Source organism: Corynebacterium sp. c25Ua_47 (assembly GCF_039907205.1).
Lineage (GTDB): Bacteria > Actinomycetota > Actinomycetes > Mycobacteriales > Mycobacteriaceae > Corynebacterium > Corynebacterium hiratae.
On sequence record NZ_JASBOH010000012.1, the window covers coordinates 36902 to 56660 of the forward strand.

Sequence of the window (19759 nt, forward strand, 5' to 3'; positions counted from 1 at the left end):
GTGAGCACAACGTCAGGAGATTAGCCACTGATGGCATCCAAGAAGAAAACAGAAACAGAAGAAGCACGCACTGAATCGACGTTGGCCGCGGCTGTAGCGGGGATTGACCGCGAGGCGCTCGCGCCTAAGACTCGCCTTTATGCCTTGGCTAAGCAGGTGGGCGTGGCCTCCAAGGAATTGGTGGCCCAGTTCGCGGAGATGGGCATCAAGAAGTCCGCACAATCCACACTTACGCCGGAGGAGGTGGGTCAGCTTATCGATGCCCTCGTGCCAGCCACTGAGGACACCAATCAGGCCGCCGCCGAGGACGCCGAGCAGGCTGCAGTCACGGCCGATGCTGCGCAGACCCCCGAAGAACCTGTCGAAGAAACTACTGAAGCCCCGGCTGAGGAAAAGCCGGAGAAGACGGTGAAGAAGAAGCGCACCAAGCGCGCGGCGAAGCGCGTGAGCAAGGCAGGCAAGAAGGCTGAGCCGAAGGAGCAGGCAGAGGAACCCGCACCGGAAGAGTCTGCTGCGCAACAGGATGGCGCGGGGGAGCCGCAGGAAGCTGCACAGGCACAGGACTCGACACAGGATACTGAACAGGCCGGGCAGCCGGAGCAGCTGAGCGAGGAAGAAGAAAAGCTGCGCGAGCGCGTGCGCAAGAACGTTGATAACGAGATTTCGCAGATCGTCGACAAGGTCGATGCCGAAATGCTGCACGAGGCGCTCGCCGAGGCCGGTGATAGCGACGAGGACGACGAGCTCACTCCGCTGATCACCCCGATGGCTGAGGAAGACCCGGACGTGTACGACTTCGCGCCGGTCTTCATGGCGCCGAAGATCACTCCGCTGGCCAAGCGTCAGAAGTCAGAAAAACGCGAGGAAGAAATCGAGGAAGATTCGGCACCGGCAAGCCAGCCGCGCGGTCGCCGTCGCGGCAGCCGCGGTACCTCTCGTGGCCGCGGAGCAGAAGGCCGCGGGGTAGTCCGCGAGGAAGTCGAGCACATCGACGAGCCGAAGGCGATTAAGGGCTCAACCCGCATCGAGGCGCAGCGTCGCCGCCGTGCGGAGCTGCGGGAGAAGGGCCGCGAGCGCCAGCACATCGTCTCCCAAGCGGAGTTTTTGGCGCGCCGCGAATCTGTAGAGCGCACCATGGTGGTGCGCGATAAGCAGCGTACCGACGGCGCTGGCATCATCACCCAGGTTGGTGTGCTGGAGGATGATCTCCTGGTCGAGCACTTTGTCACGACCGAGACGCACCCTTCCCAGATTGGCAATATCTACTTGGGCCGCGTGCAAAATGTCTTGCCTTCGATGGAGGCCGCCTTCGTCGATATCGGACAGGGCCGAAACGGCGTGCTGTACGCGGGAGACATCGACTGGCGCGCCCTGGGCATTGGTGGGCGCAGCCGCAAGGTGGAAAACGCGCTGAAGTCCGGTGACCAAGTCCTGGTCCAGGTGGCCAAGGATCCCATCGGGCACAAGGGCGCACGTTTGACCACTCAGATTTCCCTGGCCGGTCGTTTCCTGGTGTATGTGCCGGGCGGGCGCAGCGCGGGCATTTCCCGCAAGCTGCCGGCGCCGGAGCGCAAGCGCCTCAAGGGGATTCTGGAGCGCGTCATCCCGGGGGATGGCGGCGCCATCATCCGCACCGCAGCGGAAAACGTGTCGGAGGAGGACATCGCGTCCGACGTCAACCGCCTCCACTCATTGTGGGAGGACATTAGCGCCCGCGCCGCGCACGAAAAGGCAACGAAGGGCGCCAAGCCGGTCACCCTGTACGAAGAGCCGGACCTGCTCATCAAGGTGGTGCGTGACCTTTTCAACGAGGACTTCAGCACCTTGGTGGTGGACGGCAAGCGTTCCTACAACACGGTCAGCGCCTACGTTGATTCCATGGCGCATGACTTGGCCGACCGCGTGGTGCGATACGACGCCCGCGAGCACGATGGCGAGGATGCCTTCAGCGCCTACCGCATTGATGAGCAGCTGCAGAAGGCCCTGGGCCGCAAGGTGTGGCTGCCGTCTGGCGGCACCCTCGTCATCGACCGCACTGAGGCCATGACGGTCATTGACGTCAACACGGGCAAGTTCACCGGCTCCGGCGGCAACCTGGAAGAGACGGTGACGCGAAATAACCTCGAGGCGGCCGAGGAGATCGTGCGCCAGATGCGCCTGCGCGATATCGGCGGCATGATCGTCGTGGACTTCATCGATATGGTCTTGCCGGAAAACCAGGATCTGGTGCTGCGCCGCCTCAAGGAAGCGTTGGGGCGCGACCGGACTCGTCACCAGGTTTCTGAGGTCACCTCACTGGGCTTGGTGCAGATGACGCGCAAGCGCGTGGGCACCGGCCTCATCGAGACTTTCTCCACCGAGTGCGAGGCCTGCCATGGCCGAGGAATCATCATTCACGAGTACCCGGTTGATGAGGAGACGGAAGAGGATAACTCGAAGCCGCAGCGCCGCGGCCGTAAGGAACGCCGTGCACCGCAGCGCGATCCGAAGAAGCACCCGGCCGCCGTCCGTATGCATCGCGAGGACGACGATGCCGCTTCCGAGCATGAGGCTGCCCGTGCTGACAATGAAGAAGCAGCGCGCGACGAAGAATCTTCGCTGGAGGAACTCGTGGCCAGCGTGGTCGTCGTGGACGACGATGACGCGGAGACGCCGGATAGCGCGTCCATTGGCTACGCGGTAGCGGAAAGCCTGGAAGCGAAGCGATCGAAGCCGAAATCCAAGCAGAAGCGCTCGCGCAAGCCGCGCCGGGCAACGCGTACCTTCCGGGAGCCACAGCGCGAGGAGACGAGTGAGGGCTTGCGCGCGCAGCAAGGCAAGCAGGATAGGAACGCTAAGAACGCTGAAGCGGAGAAGAAGTCCTCCGCACAGCGCTCGGAGCCAACCTACGAGGAAGCCGTCGAGGCTTTCGAGAACTCGCCGCGCCGCAAGCGCCGCACACGCGGAAATTCCCGTTCGGATATTCGCCCGAAGCGCGAAGACTTTGCACAGGACGAGACCCCAGCCAAGGACGCTCCGCTGGCCACCTCTAAAAAGGAGGCCAAGGCAGAGCGCAAGGCCGCGGAGTCGGGCGAGAACATGAACGTGCGCGCGACCCGCAGCCGCGGTCGCCGCCGAGTGGTGCGCAAGATGGCGCAGAGCCAATCCGCGCCGGCACCGAAGGAACGCGGTAGGGGCGCGGAGCACAGCACTGAGGCGAAGGAGCGCGAGGAGACTACGGCGTCGACAAGGCGCAGGGGCGGGCGCGGGAGGCGTCGAGTAGCACGGCGCAGGTCGCGCTAGAAAAGGCGTTTTGCCTTTTCGCCCCCTCACGGGGTAGTCTTTGACAGTCGCTGTTTAGACCATGAATGCGCTCGATGGGACGCGCTGCGGTTTCCGCACGTCTCTCGCGGATGTGGTTCTAAACGCCAATGTCCAATGTCCATTCGTTAGCGGCACCACCCAGCTGCTAGCGAGCCGAGTTTAGATAAGGGGTAGCCCTCTATGTACGCGATCGTCAAGACCGGCGGAAAGCAGTACAAGGTTGCTGAAGGTGACCTCGTCAAGGTCGAGAAGATCGAGGGTGAGCCGGGTTCCTCCGTTGCTCTCACCCCGGTTCTGCTCGTCGATGGCGCAACCGTCAAGTCGAAGGCCGCAGACCTCGAGAAGGTCTCCGTCTCCGCTGAAATTGTCGAGCAGGGCAAGGGCCCGAAGATCGACATCCTCAAGTACAAGAACAAGACTGGTTACAAGCGTCGCCTCGGTCACCGTCAGCCGGTGACCACGCTGAAGATTACCGGTATCAAGTAAGCCTTAACCGGCACTAATTCATCCCTGAAGGAGGGGAAACCACATGGCACACAAGAAGGGTGCTTCCAGCTCCAGCAACGGTCGCGATTCCGAGTCCAAGCGTCTCGGCGTCAAGCGCTTCGGTGGTCAGCAGGTTAAGGCCGGCGAGATCATCGTGCGTCAGCGCGGCACCAAGTTCCACCCGGGTGAGAACGTTGGTCGCGGCGGCGACGATACCCTGTTCGCTCTCGCTGCAGGCTCTGTTGAGTTCGGCGTCAAGCGCGGCCGTCGTCTGGTCAACATTGTTCCGGCTGAAGAGGCTGCTGCAGAAGCAACTGCCTAAGAGCCTCATGGCTTAATCCCGAGCTTTTCGCTCGGGATTTTGTCGTTTTACGCGGACGCCTTGGCGGGGGAGCGTGGAGAAGACTAAAGGGGCCGTGGGCTTCAGATCCCCGGTAGTGCCCAACTAGGACGGTATGCCAGGAACCGTTAGACTAGCGGGCATGGCACGATTCATTGACCGAGTGGTTTTGCACCTGCAGGCAGGCGATGGCGGACACGGCTGCGCCTCCGTTCACCGCGAAAAGTTTAAGCCGCTCGGCGGGCCCGATGGTGGCAACGGCGGCCACGGCGGAGACATCCTGCTGGAGGTCTCAACCCAAATCCACACCCTCATGGACTTTCACTACCGCCCGCACATCAAGTCCGAGCGTGGCGGCAACGGTGCTGGCGACTGGCGCAACGGCGCGCGCGGCAAGGACCTCATCCTCGAAGTGCCGGCAGGCACCGTGGTCTATACCGAGGATGGGGAGATGCTCGCGGACCTCACGGTCCCGGGAACCCGCTTCGTGGCTGCGGAGGGCGGTTTCGGCGGACTTGGTAACGCAGCACTGGCCTCGGCTGCTCGTAAGGCTCCGGGCTTTGCGCTGCAGGGAGAACCGGGTGAGGCGCGCGATCTCATCCTAGAGCTGAAGTCCATGGCGGACGTCGGCCTCGTCGGATTCCCCTCCGCGGGCAAGTCCTCCCTTATTTCTGTTCTCTCGGCGGCCAAGCCGAAGATTGGTGATTATCCTTTCACCACCCTCCAGCCCAACCTGGGCGTGGTGGACATGGGCCATGAGTCCTTCACCATGGCGGATGTTCCGGGCCTGATCCCTGGGGCCGCTGAGGGCAAGGGCTTGGGCCTTGACTTCCTGCGCCACATCGAGCGCACCGCGGTCCTGGCCCACGTGGTGGATACCGCCTCCATCGAGCCGGGCCGCGATCCGCTCTCTGATATCGAGGCGCTCGAGACCGAGCTGGCCAAGTACCAAGAGCTGCTGGAGCAGGACACCGGCCTGGGGGATCTGCGCGAGCGCCCGCGCGTCATCATCCTCAACAAGGCGGACATTCCCGAGGCCGAAGAGCTAGCAGAATTTGTCAAGGGTGACCTCGAAGAGAAGTACGGCTGGCCCGTCTTCATCATTTCCGCAGTCGCGCGCAAGGGCCTCGACCCGCTGAAGTACAAGCTCATGGAGATGGTCAACGAGCACCGCAAGGCTCAGCCCAAGGTCGCCGCGGACAAGAACCACACCATTATTCAGCCGAAGTCCGTGGGCAAGAAAAAGAAGGGCAGGTTCGCCGACTTCACCGTCACCCCAGACCCCGAGGTGGAGGGCGGCTTCATCGTCGAAGGCGAAAAGATCGACCGCTGGATCCGCCAGACGGACTTCGAAAACGACGAGGCCGTGGGCTACCTTGCGGACCGCCTTGCCAAGGCCGGTGTCGAAGAGGAACTGCACCGCCAAGGCGCGCAGGAAGGCTGCCCGGTGACCATCGGGGATATCACCTTCGAGTACGAGCCCATGGCCGGTGGCCGCGCGACCGATGCTGGCCGCGGACAGGATGGCCGCCTCATGAGCACCGAGCGTGTCTCCGCCGCCGAGCGCAAGCGCGCCTCCCAGGCACGCCGCGGTCTCGTCGACGAGTTTGACTATGGCACGGATGGAGAGGTCACGCGCGAGTCCGCGAACCGCGATCGTTGGCAGGGCTAGCCCGGTATACTGAGCCGGTATGTCATCCGAACACGACAACCAGATCGACTACCCGCTTCCCCTCGAACCCTTCGAGGGGCCAACCCCGGATATGGATTATCCGGAGACGACCACGCTGTCGGAAAAATCCAGTGGTTTCTCCTCACCCCTGCGTGAGGAGATCTCCAAAGCCAAGCGCATCGTCATCAAGATCGGCTCCTCCTCGTTGACGCGCGATGACTTCGTGACCTCGACCGAGAAGATCGACAAGATCGTTGACGCCGTGTGCGCCCGCATGAATGTCTCGGACATCATCATCGTCTCCTCCGGTGCGGTGGCCGCGGGCATGGGCCCGCTGGGCTTGACCACGCGCCCCACCGATCTCGCCACCAAGCAGGCAGCTGCCGCGGTGGGCCAGGTCCACCTCGCCTACGAGTGGGGTGTATCCTTTGCCCGCTACAACCGGACCATTGGGCAGGTGCTGCTGACCGCGTCGGACGTCGGCAAGCGCGATCGCGCCCGCAACGCCCAGCGCACCATTGACCGCCTGCGCCAGATGCGCACGGTACCCATCGTCAATGAGAATGACACCGTCGCGACCTCCGAGATGCACTTCGGTGATAACGACCGCCTCTCCGCGCTCGTGGCCAACTTGGTTGGCGCGGATGCCCTCTTCCTCTTCTCCGACGTGGACGGCCTTTATGACAAGAACCCGGCGGAGCCCGATGCCAAGTTCGTCGAGGAGGTGCGCACCGGCAAGGACCTCAAGGCGGTTGTTGCTGGTGACGGCGGCAAGGTCGGCACCGGTGGCATGGCCACGAAGGTCTCTGCTGCGCGCTTGGCCACCCGCGGCGGCATTCCCGTGCTGCTGACCTCGGCGGATAACATCGGACAGGCGCTTGACGACGCCTCCGTAGGCACCGTCTTCCACACCCGTGAGGAGCGCCGCCTGTCTGCGTGGAAGTTCTGGGCGCTCTACTGCGCGGATACCGGCGGCTCGCTGCGCCTCGACGAGGGCGCCATGGAAGCCGTGGTCCGCGGCGGAAACTCCCTGTTGGCCGTGGGCATCACGGATATCAAGGGTGAGTTCAGCGCCGGTGAGATCGTGGACATTATGGGCCCCAAGGGCCAGGTCATTGGCCGCGGTGAGGTGGGCTATGACTCCGCCACGCTGCGCAACCTGCTGGGCAAGCACACCGAGGAGCTGCCGGAGGACATGCGCCGCCCGGTTGTTCACGCCGACTACCTGTCCAATTTCGCGTCCCGAATTTAATGCGCTATTTCATGGGCCCCGATGTGTGGGCAGCGACCGTGGCAGATATCGACGCAGCCGGGCACGAGCGCGTGGAGAGCTTGGCGGAAGCCGAGGTCTTTGTGAACACCGCCTCGGACCCGGCGCAGACCCCGGAGATTCCGGAGAATATCCAGTGGGTGCAATACTGCTTCACCGGGGTGAACCGCCATATCGAGGCCGGGCTCATCCGGCCGGATGGCCTGCCGTGGTGCAACTCCGCCGGCGCTTTTGCCAAGCCCGTGGCGGAATCCGCGCTGGGGCTCATGCTCTCCCAGGCGCACCACCACAAGGCTTTCGCGCTGGCGAAGTCCTGGTCGGTGGCGCGTGAGCTCGATGAATCCCAGGCCTGGCTCTATGACCAACAGGGGCCTACGCGCGTGCTCATCGTGGGCGCGGGAGGAATCGGCACGCAGCTCATGGCCTATCTCCGGCCCTTTGGCGTGCACATCACCGCGGTGAACCGCTCGGGCCGCCCAGTGGACGGCGCGGACGTGACCCTGCCCATCGAGCGCGTCGATGAAGCATGGGGCGAGGCGGATTTCGTGGTGAGCATCCTGCCGGCGACGGCCGCCACGAAAGCTCTCTTTGACGCCGCTGTGTTCCGCGCCATGAAGCCCTCGGCGGTGTTTATCAACGTCGGCCGCGGCAGCACCGTGGTGACTGATGATCTCGTGGATGCACTGCGCACGGGCGAGATCGCCGGAGCGGGCCTCGAGGTCATGGATCCGGAGCCGCTTCCGGATGGCCACCCGCTCTATGAGCTTCCCAACGCCACGCTGACCCCGCACATGGCGGCATCGGATCACGTGGCCCAGTACCACTTGGGTGCTATCTTCAATGCCAACGCCGCCGCATGGGAGCGCGGCGAGGATATGCCCACGCGCGTCGATCCGGACGCCGGCTACTAAAAGGAGGATGTTCATGAAGTACGCCATCGAACCACACCCCTGGGAGGAAACCATCGAGGTGCTCGATGCCGCGGGGTTTGAGCGCGCCCCGCTTGATGAGGCCTCCTTCCTCATCTACACCGGCGATGGCACTGACTTCCCGGAGCCGCTGCCGGAGAACATTGGTTTTGTGCAGATTCCTTCGGCGGGCGTGGATCACGTCTTGGATGCCATGAAGGCGACCACCGTGCCGTGGTCGAACGCCGCCGGAGTCTATGACAACACGGTGGCTGAATCCACCATCGCGCTGCTCCTGGCGCAGCTGCATGCGCACCGCCGCGTCAACGGCACGTTCGATTCCTATGCAGAGATGGAGGCGCACACGTCCTACCTCTACGACGACAAGACGGTGGCGATTATCGGTGCCGGTGGCATTGGCAAGCGTCTGATCAGCATGCTCTCCGGCTTTGGGCCGCGCATCATCGCGGTCAACCGCTCCGGCAACCCGGTCGAGGGCGCGGAGGAGACTTACCCGATTTCCCAGGTGGACAAGGTTTGGCCGAAGGCGGACTACTTCGTCCTTATCGCCCCGCTGACCCCGGAGACCCGTCACATGGTGGATGCGCAGGCTTTCCAGCAGATGCCGAAGCATGCCGTGGTGGTCAACGTGGGCCGCGGCCCACTCATCAACACCGAGGACCTCGTTGCGGCACTGGAGGCAGGGGAGATCGCGGGTGCGGCACTCGACGTCACCGACCCTGAACCGTTGCCGGAGGATCACCCGCTGTGGCAGGATAAGCGCGTGGTTATCACCCCGCACATTGCTAATACGCAGCGCTCCGTGCGCGAGAAGATTGGCGCGCACACCATCAAGGTGGCTAAGGCCTTCGCGGCGGGGGAGGAGCTGCCTACCCTGGTTGACCCGAAGGCAGGTTATTAATGGAGAATCCCGATATCCGCGTTGGTGATGCTGAGCGTTCTGCGGCCCTGGAGCAGTTGAGCCAGCATTTCGTCAACGGCACGTTAGGCCCCGATGAATTTGAGCAGCGCACCGGCGAGGCTGCCGCGGCGCGCACGCGCGGAGACGTCGAAAAGCTCTTTGCGGACCTGCCGGAGCTTTCCACCCCACGTGTTACAGCACCCGCTACCCGCCACGAGGCGGAGCTGGAGGATATGCTCTCCCGCGGACGCAAGGTGCAGATAGTGGATTCCGTCATCTGGTCGGTGGCGATGATCGCGCTCTTCCTAGGCCTCTTCGTCTTTGACTGGAGCTATTTCTGGATCTCGCCAGTCATCGCGTTCTTCGCTTCCTGGGCTGCGCGCGGGGTGTTGAAGTTCAGCGAGTCGGATGAAGAGCTCTTTGATGAGCTTTCCGAAGGAGAAAAGAAAAAGCGCGCCGAGCGCCTGCGTGCCGCGGCGGAGCGCCGCCGCGAGCTCGAGGCCTAACTAAGGGCCGATCCGCGCCCATAGCGGCACAGAATCCCTGACAAGCGGGCAGACCTTCCGTACGCTGGTATGGCATGAGCAACACCGAACGTGAAGAAGTTCTGTCCAAAGCCCGCGCCGCCAAGGCGGTGGCGCCGCAGTTCGCGCAGCTGCCCACCCCGCGCAAGAATGAAATCCTGAACCGCGCCGCCGAGAACCTCATCGCGCACACCGAGGACATCCTCGCTGCTAACCAGCTCGATATCGAGGCCGGCCGCGCTAATGGCATGTCCGAGTCCCTCGTCGACCGCCTGTCGCTGGACGCCGCCCGCATCGAGGGCATTGCCGGCGGTCTGCGCCAGGTAGCTTCCCTCCAGGACCCGGTAGGGGAGATTCTGCAGGGCCGCACCATGGATAACGGCATCCAGATGAAGCAGGTCCGTGTGCCGCTCGGCGTGATGGGCATGGTCTACGAGGCCCGCCCCAACGTCACCGTTGATGCCTTCGGCTTGGCCCTAAAGTCCGGCAACGTGCCGCTGCTGCGCGGTTCCAAGTCCGCGAAGAATTCCAACGCCAAGCTCGTGGAGCTCCTCCAGGACACCCTTATGGAGTTCGATCTGCCGCGCGAAGGTGTGCAGCTTCTGCCCTGTGAGACCCACGATTCCGTGCAGGATCTCATCACCGCCCGCGGCTTGGTGGACCTGGTCATCCCCCGTGGCGGCGCGCGCCTCATCAACGCTGTGGTGGAAAACGCCACCGTCCCCGCCATCGAGACCGGTACCGGCAATTGCCACTTCTACGTCGATGCCTCCGCTGACCTGGACAAGGCCATCGATATGGTGATCAACGGCAAGACCCGCCGCACCTCGGTGTGCAATGCTACGGAGGGCGTGCTGATCGACGCCGCGCTTGACGCCGCTGCCAAGCTCCGCATCATCACCTCCCTCCAGGAGGCAGGCGTCACCATCCACGGCGATGTGAAGGAGCTCGAAGCCTTCGGCGTTAAGGACGCCGTGGAGGCCACCGACGAAGAGTGGCGCGAAGAATTCCTCTCCATGGATATCTGCGCCAAGGTGGTCGATGGCGTCAACGGCGCCATCGCGCACATTGCTGAGTACACCACCGGCCACACTGAGGCCATCGCCGCCCAGGACGCTGACGTGCTGCTGACCTTCGCCAACGAGGTGGATGCTGCGGCCGTCATGCTCAACGCCTCCACCGCGTTTACTGACGGTGAGGTCTACGGCATGGGCGCGGAAATCGGCATCTCCACTCAGAAGTTGCACGCGCGCGGCCCGATGGCTCTGCCGGAGCTGACGTCTACCAAGTGGGTGCTGCAGGGCACCGGCCAGACGCGCCCCTAGAGGCAGCTCGAAAGCTACTCGAAAGCTGCTCGAAAGGAATTTTTCGAGCCTGACCTGCGCAAAACATCCTACTCGAAAACTTTTCGAGTAGGATGTTGCTCTGTGAGCGTAACTCGAAACTTTCACGAAGAGCCACAGCTGCTCTTGAGCGTGCCCGAAGATCAGTGGTTCGATCGTAAATCGTTCCGAATCAAGCCCAAGGATTTGGCAAAGACAATCGTCGGAATGGCTAACGCTGAGGGTGGCATTGTTGCCGTGGGGATTACGGATCGTGAGTTTGACGGCCGCCCCACAGCGGGGCAGGGGAACGATTTGCGGCAGACCGCGTTGGACCATACGGATCCGACCGTTAAAGTTCGCATTGAAACGCTCGAAATTGACGAAGGCGTAGAGGTGTTCCTCTTTCATATCCTGCCCAGCGAACGTGTTCACTATTTGAGGTCGGGGGAGTGCTACCTGCGGGTGGGAGACGAGTCTAGGCATCTCAAGGCCGATGACATCCTCGAGCTTCGATACACCAAGGGCGAGCAGCAGTACGATGCTACTGTGCCGGCGCATGCTAGCTCAGAAGATCTCGATATGTCCTTAGTCGAAAATTACGCTGACATTATCGGTTCGTCTTCCGGCGTAGATTCACTCAACGCGCGGAATCTGATTGACCGCCAGGGGCGTCCGCGGACCGCCGCGCTCTTGCTGTTTGGAAAGAATCCGCAAGAGTTTTTCCCGAATGCTCACATCCGAGTACTTCGCTTCGCAGAAGATGAGCGCCTGCCAGGTCAGCAACAGCAGTTGATGGAAGACCGTCGCTTTGATGGTCCGTTGCCTGATCAGATCCGTGCAGCACAAGAGGTAATCGGTGGGATGCTGCCGACGGTTCGTAGGTTGTCGGGGGCGGGGTTATTTGAGGACGAGAATCTCATTCCGCATGATGTGTGGCTGGAAGGCCTAGTTAACGCTGTTGTGCACCGTTCATACAGTATGTCGGGTGATCATATTCGATTTGAGGTGTACCCCAGTCGGATTGAGATTTCTAGCCCCGGACGTTTTCCGGGTCTTGTTGATCCCGCTAAGCCTGAATCGATAGCACGTTTCGCGCGTAACCCCCTCATTGCACGCGTTACTGCTGAGTTACGCATAGGCCAAGAACTGGGCGAGGGCATCCGGCGTATGTTCGCTGGTATGCGCCGCGTCGGTTTTGCTGATCCCTCTTATGTGCAGACCAGTGGCAGCGTTGTTCTGACGTTGAAGGCAATTCAACGATTGAACGAGCAAGTGCTGCAGGATTTGCCCCGCCATGCTGAAGGGGCGTTGGCAGCGTTGGAAACGAGCGCACGTCCAATGTCTACGGGAGAAGTGGCCGAAGCTCTTGGCGTGTCAATTCCATCTGTGCGTCGTGCATTGCAAGCCATGCGTGACAAGGGGCTTGTGAAATGGAGGGGTAATGGTCCGCGCGATCCGCGGGCAGTGTGGTTTGTTGAGGGGCCTTTTGGGTGAGCTGAGTAGAGCTCGAAAGCTACTCGAAAGCTACTCGAAAGGAATTTTTCGAGCCTGACCTGCGCAAAACATCCTACTCGAAAACTTTTCGAGTAGATTGTTCGCCTTGTGTGGGGTTCGTGCTGCGCGGCGGGACAGGACTGGGTACTCTAAAGCGCGGTAATAACAAAGAACTGATTGGTGCCTTCCGCTCATGCTGTCCCGCATTGCTTCCTCCGTCGCCGCCGCCGTCGTGGCCGCGGCCGCCCTCATCGTCCCGAACACCGTATCTGCACCCGCCGCGCATGCCGACGAACAGTGCCCCGCCGTGGTCGTCGTCGCCGCGCGCGGCTCCGGCCAGAACGGCCAGATCTATCCCACGCAGTACTCCAACCAGGGTGGCCGAGCCTCCAATGGGTGGGAAGGCGAATCCATTCGCGCTATGTTGCACGGCGCTGAAGCGCGCTATCAGGCAACACACGGTGGCAACTCGCTGATGAAGGATGTCTACGTGCTGGGGCTGGAGCCGCAATACTATCCGGCGACGTACCCGGAGTATTCCGTGCCGAACGAGTCGCTTCCCACCACCGCGGCCGACTTGGTGCGCCTAGCCGCACAGTACGCCAACCCGGTCATCAACACCGCGGTCTCCGCCATCAACCAGTTCATGTACTCCGTACAGACCGGCAAGCGCGGCGTGACCAGCGCCATCAACAACTACGAGGCCGCTACCGGCTGCCACCCGCAGTACATCCTGTCCGGCTACTCCCAAGGTGCTATGGTCCTGTCCAACCACGAGCTGGAGCTAGCCCACCGCGGCCAGCTCGCCGGTGTCGTGACCTTTGGCAACCCGCTGACCCGCGCCGGGGATCCGGCCGTTGTCGGTGCGACCCAGGGCGCAGGCGGCCCGATGGGCCACTTCCCGCAGATGCGCGCCAACGTCAGCCGCGTGGACTACTGCCTGCCCCTCGATGCCGTGTGCGATCTCTCCGCCCATACCCTCTACGCCGCTAAGCCCACTGGCGGCTCCCACGGCCAGTACTTCTTCACCTACCACGAGTGGGATAACCAGGTCTACGATTCCATCGGCCGCATGGTAGACAGCGTTCGTTTCCGCTAAACAGGAAAGGGTGAAGCCTCTTTCTCTTAGCATGTGTGCCGCGCTTGGCGCAGCAGCGTTTCTCCTGAACGTTCCTGCGGCCTCGGCGGGCGGTATCGACACCTGCCCCGACACCGCGGTGCTTGTCGCGCGCGGCTCGGACCAGAACGAGGAGCAAGGCGAATACGTGGGCCCGCAGCGCTACTCCGTGCATGCGCCAGAGTCCACGGGCTTTGAGGGACGTAACTTTGCTGCGCTGTTCCACCAGGTTGAGCAGCGCCACCCGGGCGCTATGGATGGCGTCTATGTGCTAGCGCTCGACCCGGAATCCTATCCCGCCGCCATGAACCTGCCACCCTTGGCGCAGGAGGGTGAGGACCTCGGCCCGCGTGAACTCGTGCAGCGAACCGTGGAGATCCTCCAGGAGCACCCCATCGGGGAGTTGGCATACTCGGTGACACTGGGAGCCGCCGATAGTCTGCGCACCGGTGTCCGCAACGCCCCGAAGGTGGTCGAAGACTATGAATCCACCACCGGCTGCCACCCGCGCTGGGTGGCCGCCGGCTACTCGCAGGGCGCGCTCGTCGCGACAAGCGCCCAAAGCTACCTCGCTGATACCGGGCGCCTGCATGCAGTGCTGACGTTCGGCAATCCGCTCCACCAGGTGCCGTGGGTTCAGAACCGCGCCGGGCTACCGGAGCACCGCTCCGTCGATTATTGCTTGGACGGTGACTTCGTCTGCGACTTCTCCCCGGAAGCCGCCAACCGAGCGTTAGCCACGAAGGCCAAGCGCCATGCCTCCTACTTCCTGGGGGAGCCTACCGAGCAGGACGTGCAGGTCATTGATGCTGTGGCCGGTATACTCACCAGCCATGACTAGTCCACAACGCATCGGCATCATGGGTGGCACCTTCGATCCGATCCACAACGGCCACCTCGTCGCTGCTAGCGAGGTAGCCCACCGTTTCCGCCTCGATACGGTGGTCTTTGTGCCCACCGGCCAGCCCTGGCAGAAGGCAGATAAGCAGGTCACCGCCGCCGAGCATCGCTACCTGATGACCATGGTGGCCACCGCTTCAAACCCGCGCTTTACCGTCTCCCGCGTAGACATTGACCGCGAGGGCCCCACCTACACCATCGATACGCTGCGGGACTTGCGCGAGCTTTTCCCCGATGCCGAGCTCTACTTCATTACCGGTGCGGATTCTGTCGCTTCCATCATGAGCTGGCGGAACTGGGAAGAGATGCTGGAGATGGCGCACTTCGTCGGCGTGACCCGCCCCGGCTACGAGCTACGCAAGGACATGTTGCCGGAGGGCTCCCAAGACGACATCGAGCTGATCGAGATTCCCGCCATGGCCATTTCCTCCACCGATTGCCGCGCCCGCGCCGAGCAGGGCCAGCCGGTGTGGTACCTGGTGCCGGATGGGGTGGTGCAATACATCGCCAAGAATCACCTCTACAGCCCGCACCCGGAAAAACCGCTGTAGTATCCGCGCAGAGGCGGGGGGAATTCGACTAGGAAAATGCGCCTTGTCGTGTAAGACTAGAGTTCTTAAGAGAAAAGTACTTGTGTAGGGATTGTCATGTCGATTACTGATGAAGCACGCCAGATGGCGGAAACCGCCGCCTTGGCTGCGGATGAAAAGCTGGCCACCAACATTGCCGCTATTGACGTTTCCGACGTGCTGGCGATTACCGAGGTCTTCGTCTTGGCTTCCGCCGATACCGAGCGCCAAGTGGCGTCCATCGTCGAGGAAGTCGAGGACGAGCTGACCAAGCAGGGCTTTGAGCCCAAGCGCCGCGAAGGCAATCGCGAGAACCGCTGGGTCTTGCTCGATTACGGCCCCATCGTGGTCCACGTCCAGCGCAACGATCAGCGCGAGTTTTACGGCCTGGATCGCCTCTACCACGACTGCCCGCTTCTCGACATCCCCGGTCTGGACACCCCGGAACGCCCCGGCGAGTGGTCTGATGAAGTCAACCCGCGCGACGTGGACTCGATCGATGAGATTCCCCTGGCCCAGCCAGAGCCGGAAGATGACGAATTATGACCCGCCGTCTCCTCCTCATCCGCCACGGGCAAACCACCTACAACGCCACCGGACGGATGCAGGGGCACCTGGACACCGAGCTGTCGGACGTAGGGTACTCCCAAGCGCGCGCTGCCGCTGACCTGCTCGAGGATAAAGGCATCACCGCGGTTGTCGCCTCGGACCTCATCCGTGCCCGCGAAACCGCTGAAATCATCGCCCGTCACTTGGGGCTTGCGGTAACCGTCGATAAGCGCCTGCGTGAAACCCACCTGGGGGAGTGGCAGGGGATGACCTCCGCCGAGGTGGATGAGCAGTACCCCGGGGCGCGTGCGCTGTGGCGCCACGACCCCACCTGGGCGCCGCCGCAGGGCGAAAGCCGCGTCGATGTGGCCAACCGAGCCCGCCCGGTCATTGATGAGCTCATGCAGGAGCACTCCGACTGGGATGAAGGCGCGGTGCTTGTCGTCGCGCACGGCGGCGCCATTTCCGCGCTGACCTGCCACCTATTGGGCCTTGAGCACCACCAGTACGGGATTCTCTCTGGTTTGAAGAACACTCACTGGTCGCAGCTGACCGCGCGGCCCGAGTTCGATGCCGCTCGTCCGCTCTCCCCGCTGGAATTCACCCCGGAGAACGTCAGCCGCGCCCAGTGGTACTTCGACGGCTGGAACATGGGCGGCGCCGTTGTTGGTGGCGCCGGGGCGGACGTCTAGTGATTCGCGTCGTCACCGATTCCGCCGCGGGGTTGCCGGCGGATATCGTCGAGGAGCTCGACATCTGCGTCGTGGACCTGCACGTCATGGAAAGCCACGGCAAGGATGGCGCGGAGCTGTCCACCTCGGGTCTGACTGCCCTCGAATTGGCCGCTTTATACGGCCGTCAGATGGAGCGCTCCGGCGATGACGGGGTGCTAGCCATCCACCTGTCGAAGGAACTGTCCTCGACGTGGTCGGCGGCGGTGACTGCCTCCGGCGTTTTCCCCGACACCGTGCGCGTCATCGATTCCGGCACCGCGGGCATGGTCATGGGTGCCGCTGCCATGGCCGCAGCGAAGCTTGCCCAGGAAGGCGCCTCACTCGACGAGTGCTATGCCGCCGCCATCAACACCCTCGAGCGCGGGCACACCTTGGTCTATCTCAGCTCGACGGAGGAGCTGCGCCGTTCTGGGCGCATGTCCGCGGCCACGGCGATGCTGTCGACCGCGCTGCTGGCCACCAAGCCAATCATGGCGATTGAGGGCGGCAAGCTGGAGATGGTGGGCAAGACCCGCACCCAAACCAAGGCCTTTACCAAGCTCGTGGATCTGGTGGCCTCCCGCGCGGAGGGCAAGCCGGCGTTCATCGTGGTCCAGTACAACGAAGACAAGGTCTCGGCCCGCCGGCTGGAGGACCTGCTGCGCTTGGCGTTGCCGGATTCATCCTTCATGCTGGTGCCGCTTACCGACGTCCTCGCGGTCCACGTCGGCCCCGGAGCCATCGGCGTCTCCGCGGTCTTTAGCTGACGGCGGAGCCGAGCTAAAGACGTTGTTGATGTCTTCAACAAGTTATCCACAGGCTGCGGCTTAAGCCCTCGACGGGGGTGTGGGCGCTGCGTAGCGTCGCGGGCATGAACGCCATTGCTGATCGTCTCCGCGACCTCACCCGCCCCACCGGGGAAGAAGAACTGCTCAACGTCGACTTTCCGCGCGTGCGCGTGCCACCCTGGCTGGCGCTTGTCGTAGCAGGTTTAGCCGGCGTCGCGCTCCTCGCCTGGCTGGGGCTGAGCCGCAGCGCGGAGAACCCTTATGAGGTGGCCGCGCCGAGCAGCGAGGTGGCGGCCGACATCGTGGTCTCCGTCGTGGGCGACGTCGAGCAGCCGGGCCTGGTGACCTTGGCACCGGGCGCGCGCATCAACGACGCCCTTGAGGTGGCACGCCCGCGCGTGCCCACCGACAACCTCAACCTGGCGCAGAAGCTTAACGACGGCGAACAGATCACCGTCGGCGCTCCTCCCGCTGCCCTAGGCGCTGCGGCCGAAGACACTATCTCCCTCAACTCCGCCACCGTGGAGGAGCTCACTGAGCTTCCCGGGGTCGGGCCGGCCACGGCTGCGGCGATCATCGCGCACCGCGAGGAAGTCGGGAGCTTTACCACCGTGGAGCAACTCATGGACGTCTCCGGCATCGGACCGGCGAAGTTCGCGAAGCTCAAGGACAAGGTTCGGCCGTGAGGGAACTGCGGCTCGTACCCGCCGCGGTGGTCGCATGGTTGGCCACGCTCGCAGTACTTTTCGGCTACCCCTGGCTGCTGGGTGGGCTCGTGCTCTTCGCTTTAGCGCGCGGGCAGTGGCGTGGCCAGGGCATCTTGTGCGCGGCAAGTGGGGCCATCTTTGCCACCCTTGCGCATGTGCGCTCGGTGCGCGCGGCGGGCTTTCATTTTGGTTCGGAGGTGACGGGAAAACTTGCCGCCGACCCCACCCAGACCGCCTCCGGGTGGATGGTGCGCTTGCGCGTGCCCGGCTACCCGGCGCAGCTGCCGGTCTTCCTCAAGGAAAAACCGGAGGCCTTCAGCGGCTCCCTTGTCACGGTGCACGGTCACCCCGGTCCGTCTGACCGGGTAGGGGTAGGGCAGACCGTCTTCAGCGGCGAACTCACCGCGCACGCCCATAGCTGGACCGCCGCGGTGGCGGAGAACTTCCGCGCCGTGTGCGATAACGGCCTTATCCCTGGCATGGTGCTGGGCGATACCAGCCTGCAAAGCCCCGAGGACAAGCAGCTTTACATCGACACCGGGCTGTCGCACTTGAGTGCTGTGTCGGGCTCTAACGTCGCCATCGTGTGCACCGCGGCCGCGTTGGTGGTGCCGGGGCCGCGGGCGAGGGTGGGGGCGTCGGCAAGCGCGTTGGCGTTATTCGTGGCGCTGGTGGGGTGGGAGCCCTCCGTCCAGCGCGCCACCGTCGCTGGGCTGGCCGGTTTGGTGGCGGTGCTCCACTCCTCGAAGATGGAACCGCTCCATGCGCTCTCCCTCGGCGTGCTGTTCCTGCTCGCGGCGGACAGCGACCTAGCGGTCAGCTTTGGGTTCGCGCTCTCCGTGGCGGCGACCGCCGGCATCGTGGCGCTGACCCCGCTGCTGTTGCGCGTGCTGGGCACAGGTATTGTCGCCCGCGCCTTCGCCGTGGCCATCGCCGCGGATATCGTGACCATGCCGCTCATCGCGCTGATGTCCGGGCGGGTCTCGGTGGTCTCTGTCATCGCCAACGTGCTGGTGGCTCCGGTCGTGCCGGTCATCACCGTCGTGGGGCTTATCGCCGCCGCCCTGGCGCAGGTGGGGCTGGGCAGGCCGCTTGTGATCCTCATTGAGCCCTTGGCGGATTGGATCCACTTTGTCGCCTCCTCGATGCCCGTGACCACCGTGGCCGCCGGCCCTATCGCGGTGCTGCTGCTCGGCGGGTGGATCATCGCGGCGTTGCTAAGATGACAGGCATGTCTTCAGCCCCCGTGCACCTCATCCTCGGCGATGATGAATTCCTAGCCGAGCGCGCCCGCCTGAGTATCCAACACGGCGAAGTAACCAAGCTCAAGGCCTCCGAGGTGAGCGAAGGCGAAATCCTGGAAGCGACCAGCCCCTCCCTGTTTGGGGAGGACCGCGTCATCGTCATCAGTGATGTGGAGCGGGCCGGCAAGGAGGTCACGAAGATCCTCCTCGACGCCTGCGCCAACCCGATGCCCGGCATCACGCTCATTTTGATCTACTCGGTGACGGCGAAGACGCTGAAGAAAAAGAAGAAGCCGCCGGAGCTCATCGCGGCGCTGCGCAAGACGGCCGAGGTGCATGAGGTCTTTTCCCTCTACCCGAACGAGCTCGCGCAGTGGGCCACCCGCGAGTTCGCCTCGCACGGGGTGCGACCGACCCCGGATGTGGTGCAGGCGCTTCTCGACGGCGTCGGCTCCGACCTCCGCGAACTCGCCTCCGCCATCTCGCAGCTGGTCTTCGACACAGGAGGCAAGGTAACCCGCGAGGCGGTGCACGCGTACTACGTGGGCGTGGCTGAGGTGGCCAATTGGGATATCGCGGATGCTGCTGTGGCTGGCCGCGTGGAGGCGGCGGTCTCCACGTGCCGTCGGGCGCTGCAGTTAGGGGCGAGCCCCGTGGCCATCGCCTCGGCGCTGGCGAATAAGGTGGGCAATATCGCGCGGCTTTACTCCGCGCGCGGGGATCAGTACTCGCTGGCTTCCCAGACCGGCATGGCGCCCTACGCGGTAAAACTCACCCAACCGGTGGCGCGGCGCTGGTCGGGTGAGAATATCACCAAGGCCGTGATCCTCATGGCGGAGCTGGATGCTGCGGTCAAGGGCCAGGGCGGGGACGAGGACTTCGCCATCGAGGCGGCCGTTAAACGGGTGGCGGAGCTGGCGCGCTAGAC

The 19759-nt window shown here is 63.5% G+C and carries 19 protein-coding genes; all 19 read left to right on the forward strand.

Going from position 1 to position 19759, the window contains the following annotated elements:
• The first annotated feature begins 30 nt into the window (after positions 1-30).
• The 19 genes from QKE52_RS10900 (at position 31) to holA (ending at position 19757) form a co-directional block, all read left to right on the forward strand.
• A complete protein-coding gene (locus tag QKE52_RS10900) occupies positions 31-3282 on the forward strand; it encodes a translation initiation factor IF-2 N-terminal domain-containing protein (RefSeq protein WP_046648983.1) in 3252 nt (1083 codons plus the stop codon).
• 201 nt (positions 3283-3483) lie between these two features.
• Positions 3484-3789, forward strand: a complete 306-nt coding sequence (gene rplU / locus QKE52_RS10905; RefSeq protein WP_010190885.1) for a 50S ribosomal protein L21 — start codon at positions 3484-3486, stop codon at positions 3787-3789.
• A 43-nt stretch (positions 3790-3832) separates the two neighbouring features.
• A complete protein-coding gene (gene rpmA / locus QKE52_RS10910; RefSeq protein WP_010190882.1) occupies positions 3833-4111 on the forward strand; it encodes a 50S ribosomal protein L27 in 279 nt (92 codons plus the stop codon).
• 160 nt (positions 4112-4271) lie between these two features.
• On the forward strand, positions 4272-5801 hold the full coding sequence (gene obgE / locus QKE52_RS10915; RefSeq protein ID WP_070701338.1) for a GTPase ObgE: 1530 nt from the start codon (positions 4272-4274) through the stop codon (positions 5799-5801).
• 91 nt (positions 5802-5892) lie between these two features.
• Positions 5893-7053 (forward strand): glutamate 5-kinase, encoded by a 1161-nt coding sequence (gene proB / locus QKE52_RS10920; protein WP_232751595.1) that lies wholly within the window; start codon positions 5893-5895, stop codon positions 7051-7053.
• The gene (locus QKE52_RS10925) at positions 7053-7982 is read left to right on the forward strand and encodes a D-isomer specific 2-hydroxyacid dehydrogenase family protein (RefSeq protein ID WP_347948793.1); all 930 of its coding nucleotides are present in this window, start codon (positions 7053-7055) and stop codon (positions 7980-7982) included. The genes proB and QKE52_RS10925 overlap by 1 nt, the downstream gene beginning before the upstream one ends.
• A gap of 13 nt (positions 7983-7995) precedes the next feature.
• Entirely contained in the window at positions 7996-8901 is a 906-nt protein-coding gene (locus tag QKE52_RS10930; protein WP_347948794.1) for a D-isomer specific 2-hydroxyacid dehydrogenase family protein, read from the forward strand.
• Positions 8901-9407: a DUF1707 domain-containing protein gene (locus QKE52_RS10935; RefSeq protein ID WP_175973456.1), complete on the forward strand. Its 507-nt coding sequence runs from the start codon at positions 8901-8903 to the stop codon at positions 9405-9407. The genes QKE52_RS10930 and QKE52_RS10935 overlap by 1 nt, the downstream gene beginning before the upstream one ends.
• Positions 9408-9481: 74 nt before the next feature.
• The gene (locus QKE52_RS10940) at positions 9482-10750 is read left to right on the forward strand and encodes a glutamate-5-semialdehyde dehydrogenase (protein WP_347948795.1); all 1269 of its coding nucleotides are present in this window, start codon (positions 9482-9484) and stop codon (positions 10748-10750) included.
• Between the two features lie 102 nt (positions 10751-10852).
• Entirely contained in the window at positions 10853-12244 is a 1392-nt protein-coding gene (locus tag QKE52_RS10945; protein WP_070509975.1) for an ATP-binding protein, read from the forward strand.
• A gap of 193 nt (positions 12245-12437) precedes the next feature.
• Complete coding sequence (locus tag QKE52_RS10950; RefSeq protein ID WP_049156476.1) at positions 12438-13343, forward strand: cutinase family protein; 906 nt, start codon at positions 12438-12440, stop codon at positions 13341-13343.
• Positions 13344-13353: 10 nt separating this feature from the next.
• Positions 13354-14202, forward strand: a complete 849-nt coding sequence (locus tag QKE52_RS10955; RefSeq protein WP_070701350.1) for a cutinase family protein — start codon at positions 13354-13356, stop codon at positions 14200-14202.
• A complete protein-coding gene (nadD, locus tag QKE52_RS10960; protein ID WP_049156470.1) occupies positions 14195-14812 on the forward strand; it encodes a nicotinate-nucleotide adenylyltransferase in 618 nt (205 codons plus the stop codon). The genes QKE52_RS10955 and nadD overlap by 8 nt, the downstream gene beginning before the upstream one ends.
• A gap of 96 nt (positions 14813-14908) precedes the next feature.
• Complete coding sequence (rsfS, locus tag QKE52_RS10965) at positions 14909-15376, forward strand: ribosome silencing factor (protein ID WP_046648992.1); 468 nt, start codon at positions 14909-14911, stop codon at positions 15374-15376.
• The gene (locus QKE52_RS10970; RefSeq protein WP_070517903.1) at positions 15373-16071 is read left to right on the forward strand and encodes a histidine phosphatase family protein; all 699 of its coding nucleotides are present in this window, start codon (positions 15373-15375) and stop codon (positions 16069-16071) included. The genes rsfS and QKE52_RS10970 overlap by 4 nt, the downstream gene beginning before the upstream one ends.
• Entirely contained in the window at positions 16071-16859 is a 789-nt protein-coding gene (locus QKE52_RS10975) for a DegV family protein (RefSeq protein WP_046648993.1), read from the forward strand. The genes QKE52_RS10970 and QKE52_RS10975 overlap by 1 nt, the downstream gene beginning before the upstream one ends.
• A 104-nt stretch (positions 16860-16963) precedes the next feature.
• Complete coding sequence (locus QKE52_RS10980) at positions 16964-17566, forward strand: ComEA family DNA-binding protein (protein WP_070517932.1); 603 nt, start codon at positions 16964-16966, stop codon at positions 17564-17566.
• Complete coding sequence (locus tag QKE52_RS10985; RefSeq protein WP_070517902.1) at positions 17563-18813, forward strand: ComEC/Rec2 family competence protein; 1251 nt, start codon at positions 17563-17565, stop codon at positions 18811-18813. Before QKE52_RS10980 ends, QKE52_RS10985 begins: the two co-directional genes overlap by 4 nt.
• Positions 18810-19757, forward strand: coding sequence for a DNA polymerase III subunit delta (holA, locus tag QKE52_RS10990; protein WP_046648994.1), 948 nt, complete (start codon positions 18810-18812; stop codon positions 19755-19757). The genes QKE52_RS10985 and holA overlap by 4 nt, the downstream gene beginning before the upstream one ends.
• Positions 19758-19759: the final 2 nt, after the last annotated feature.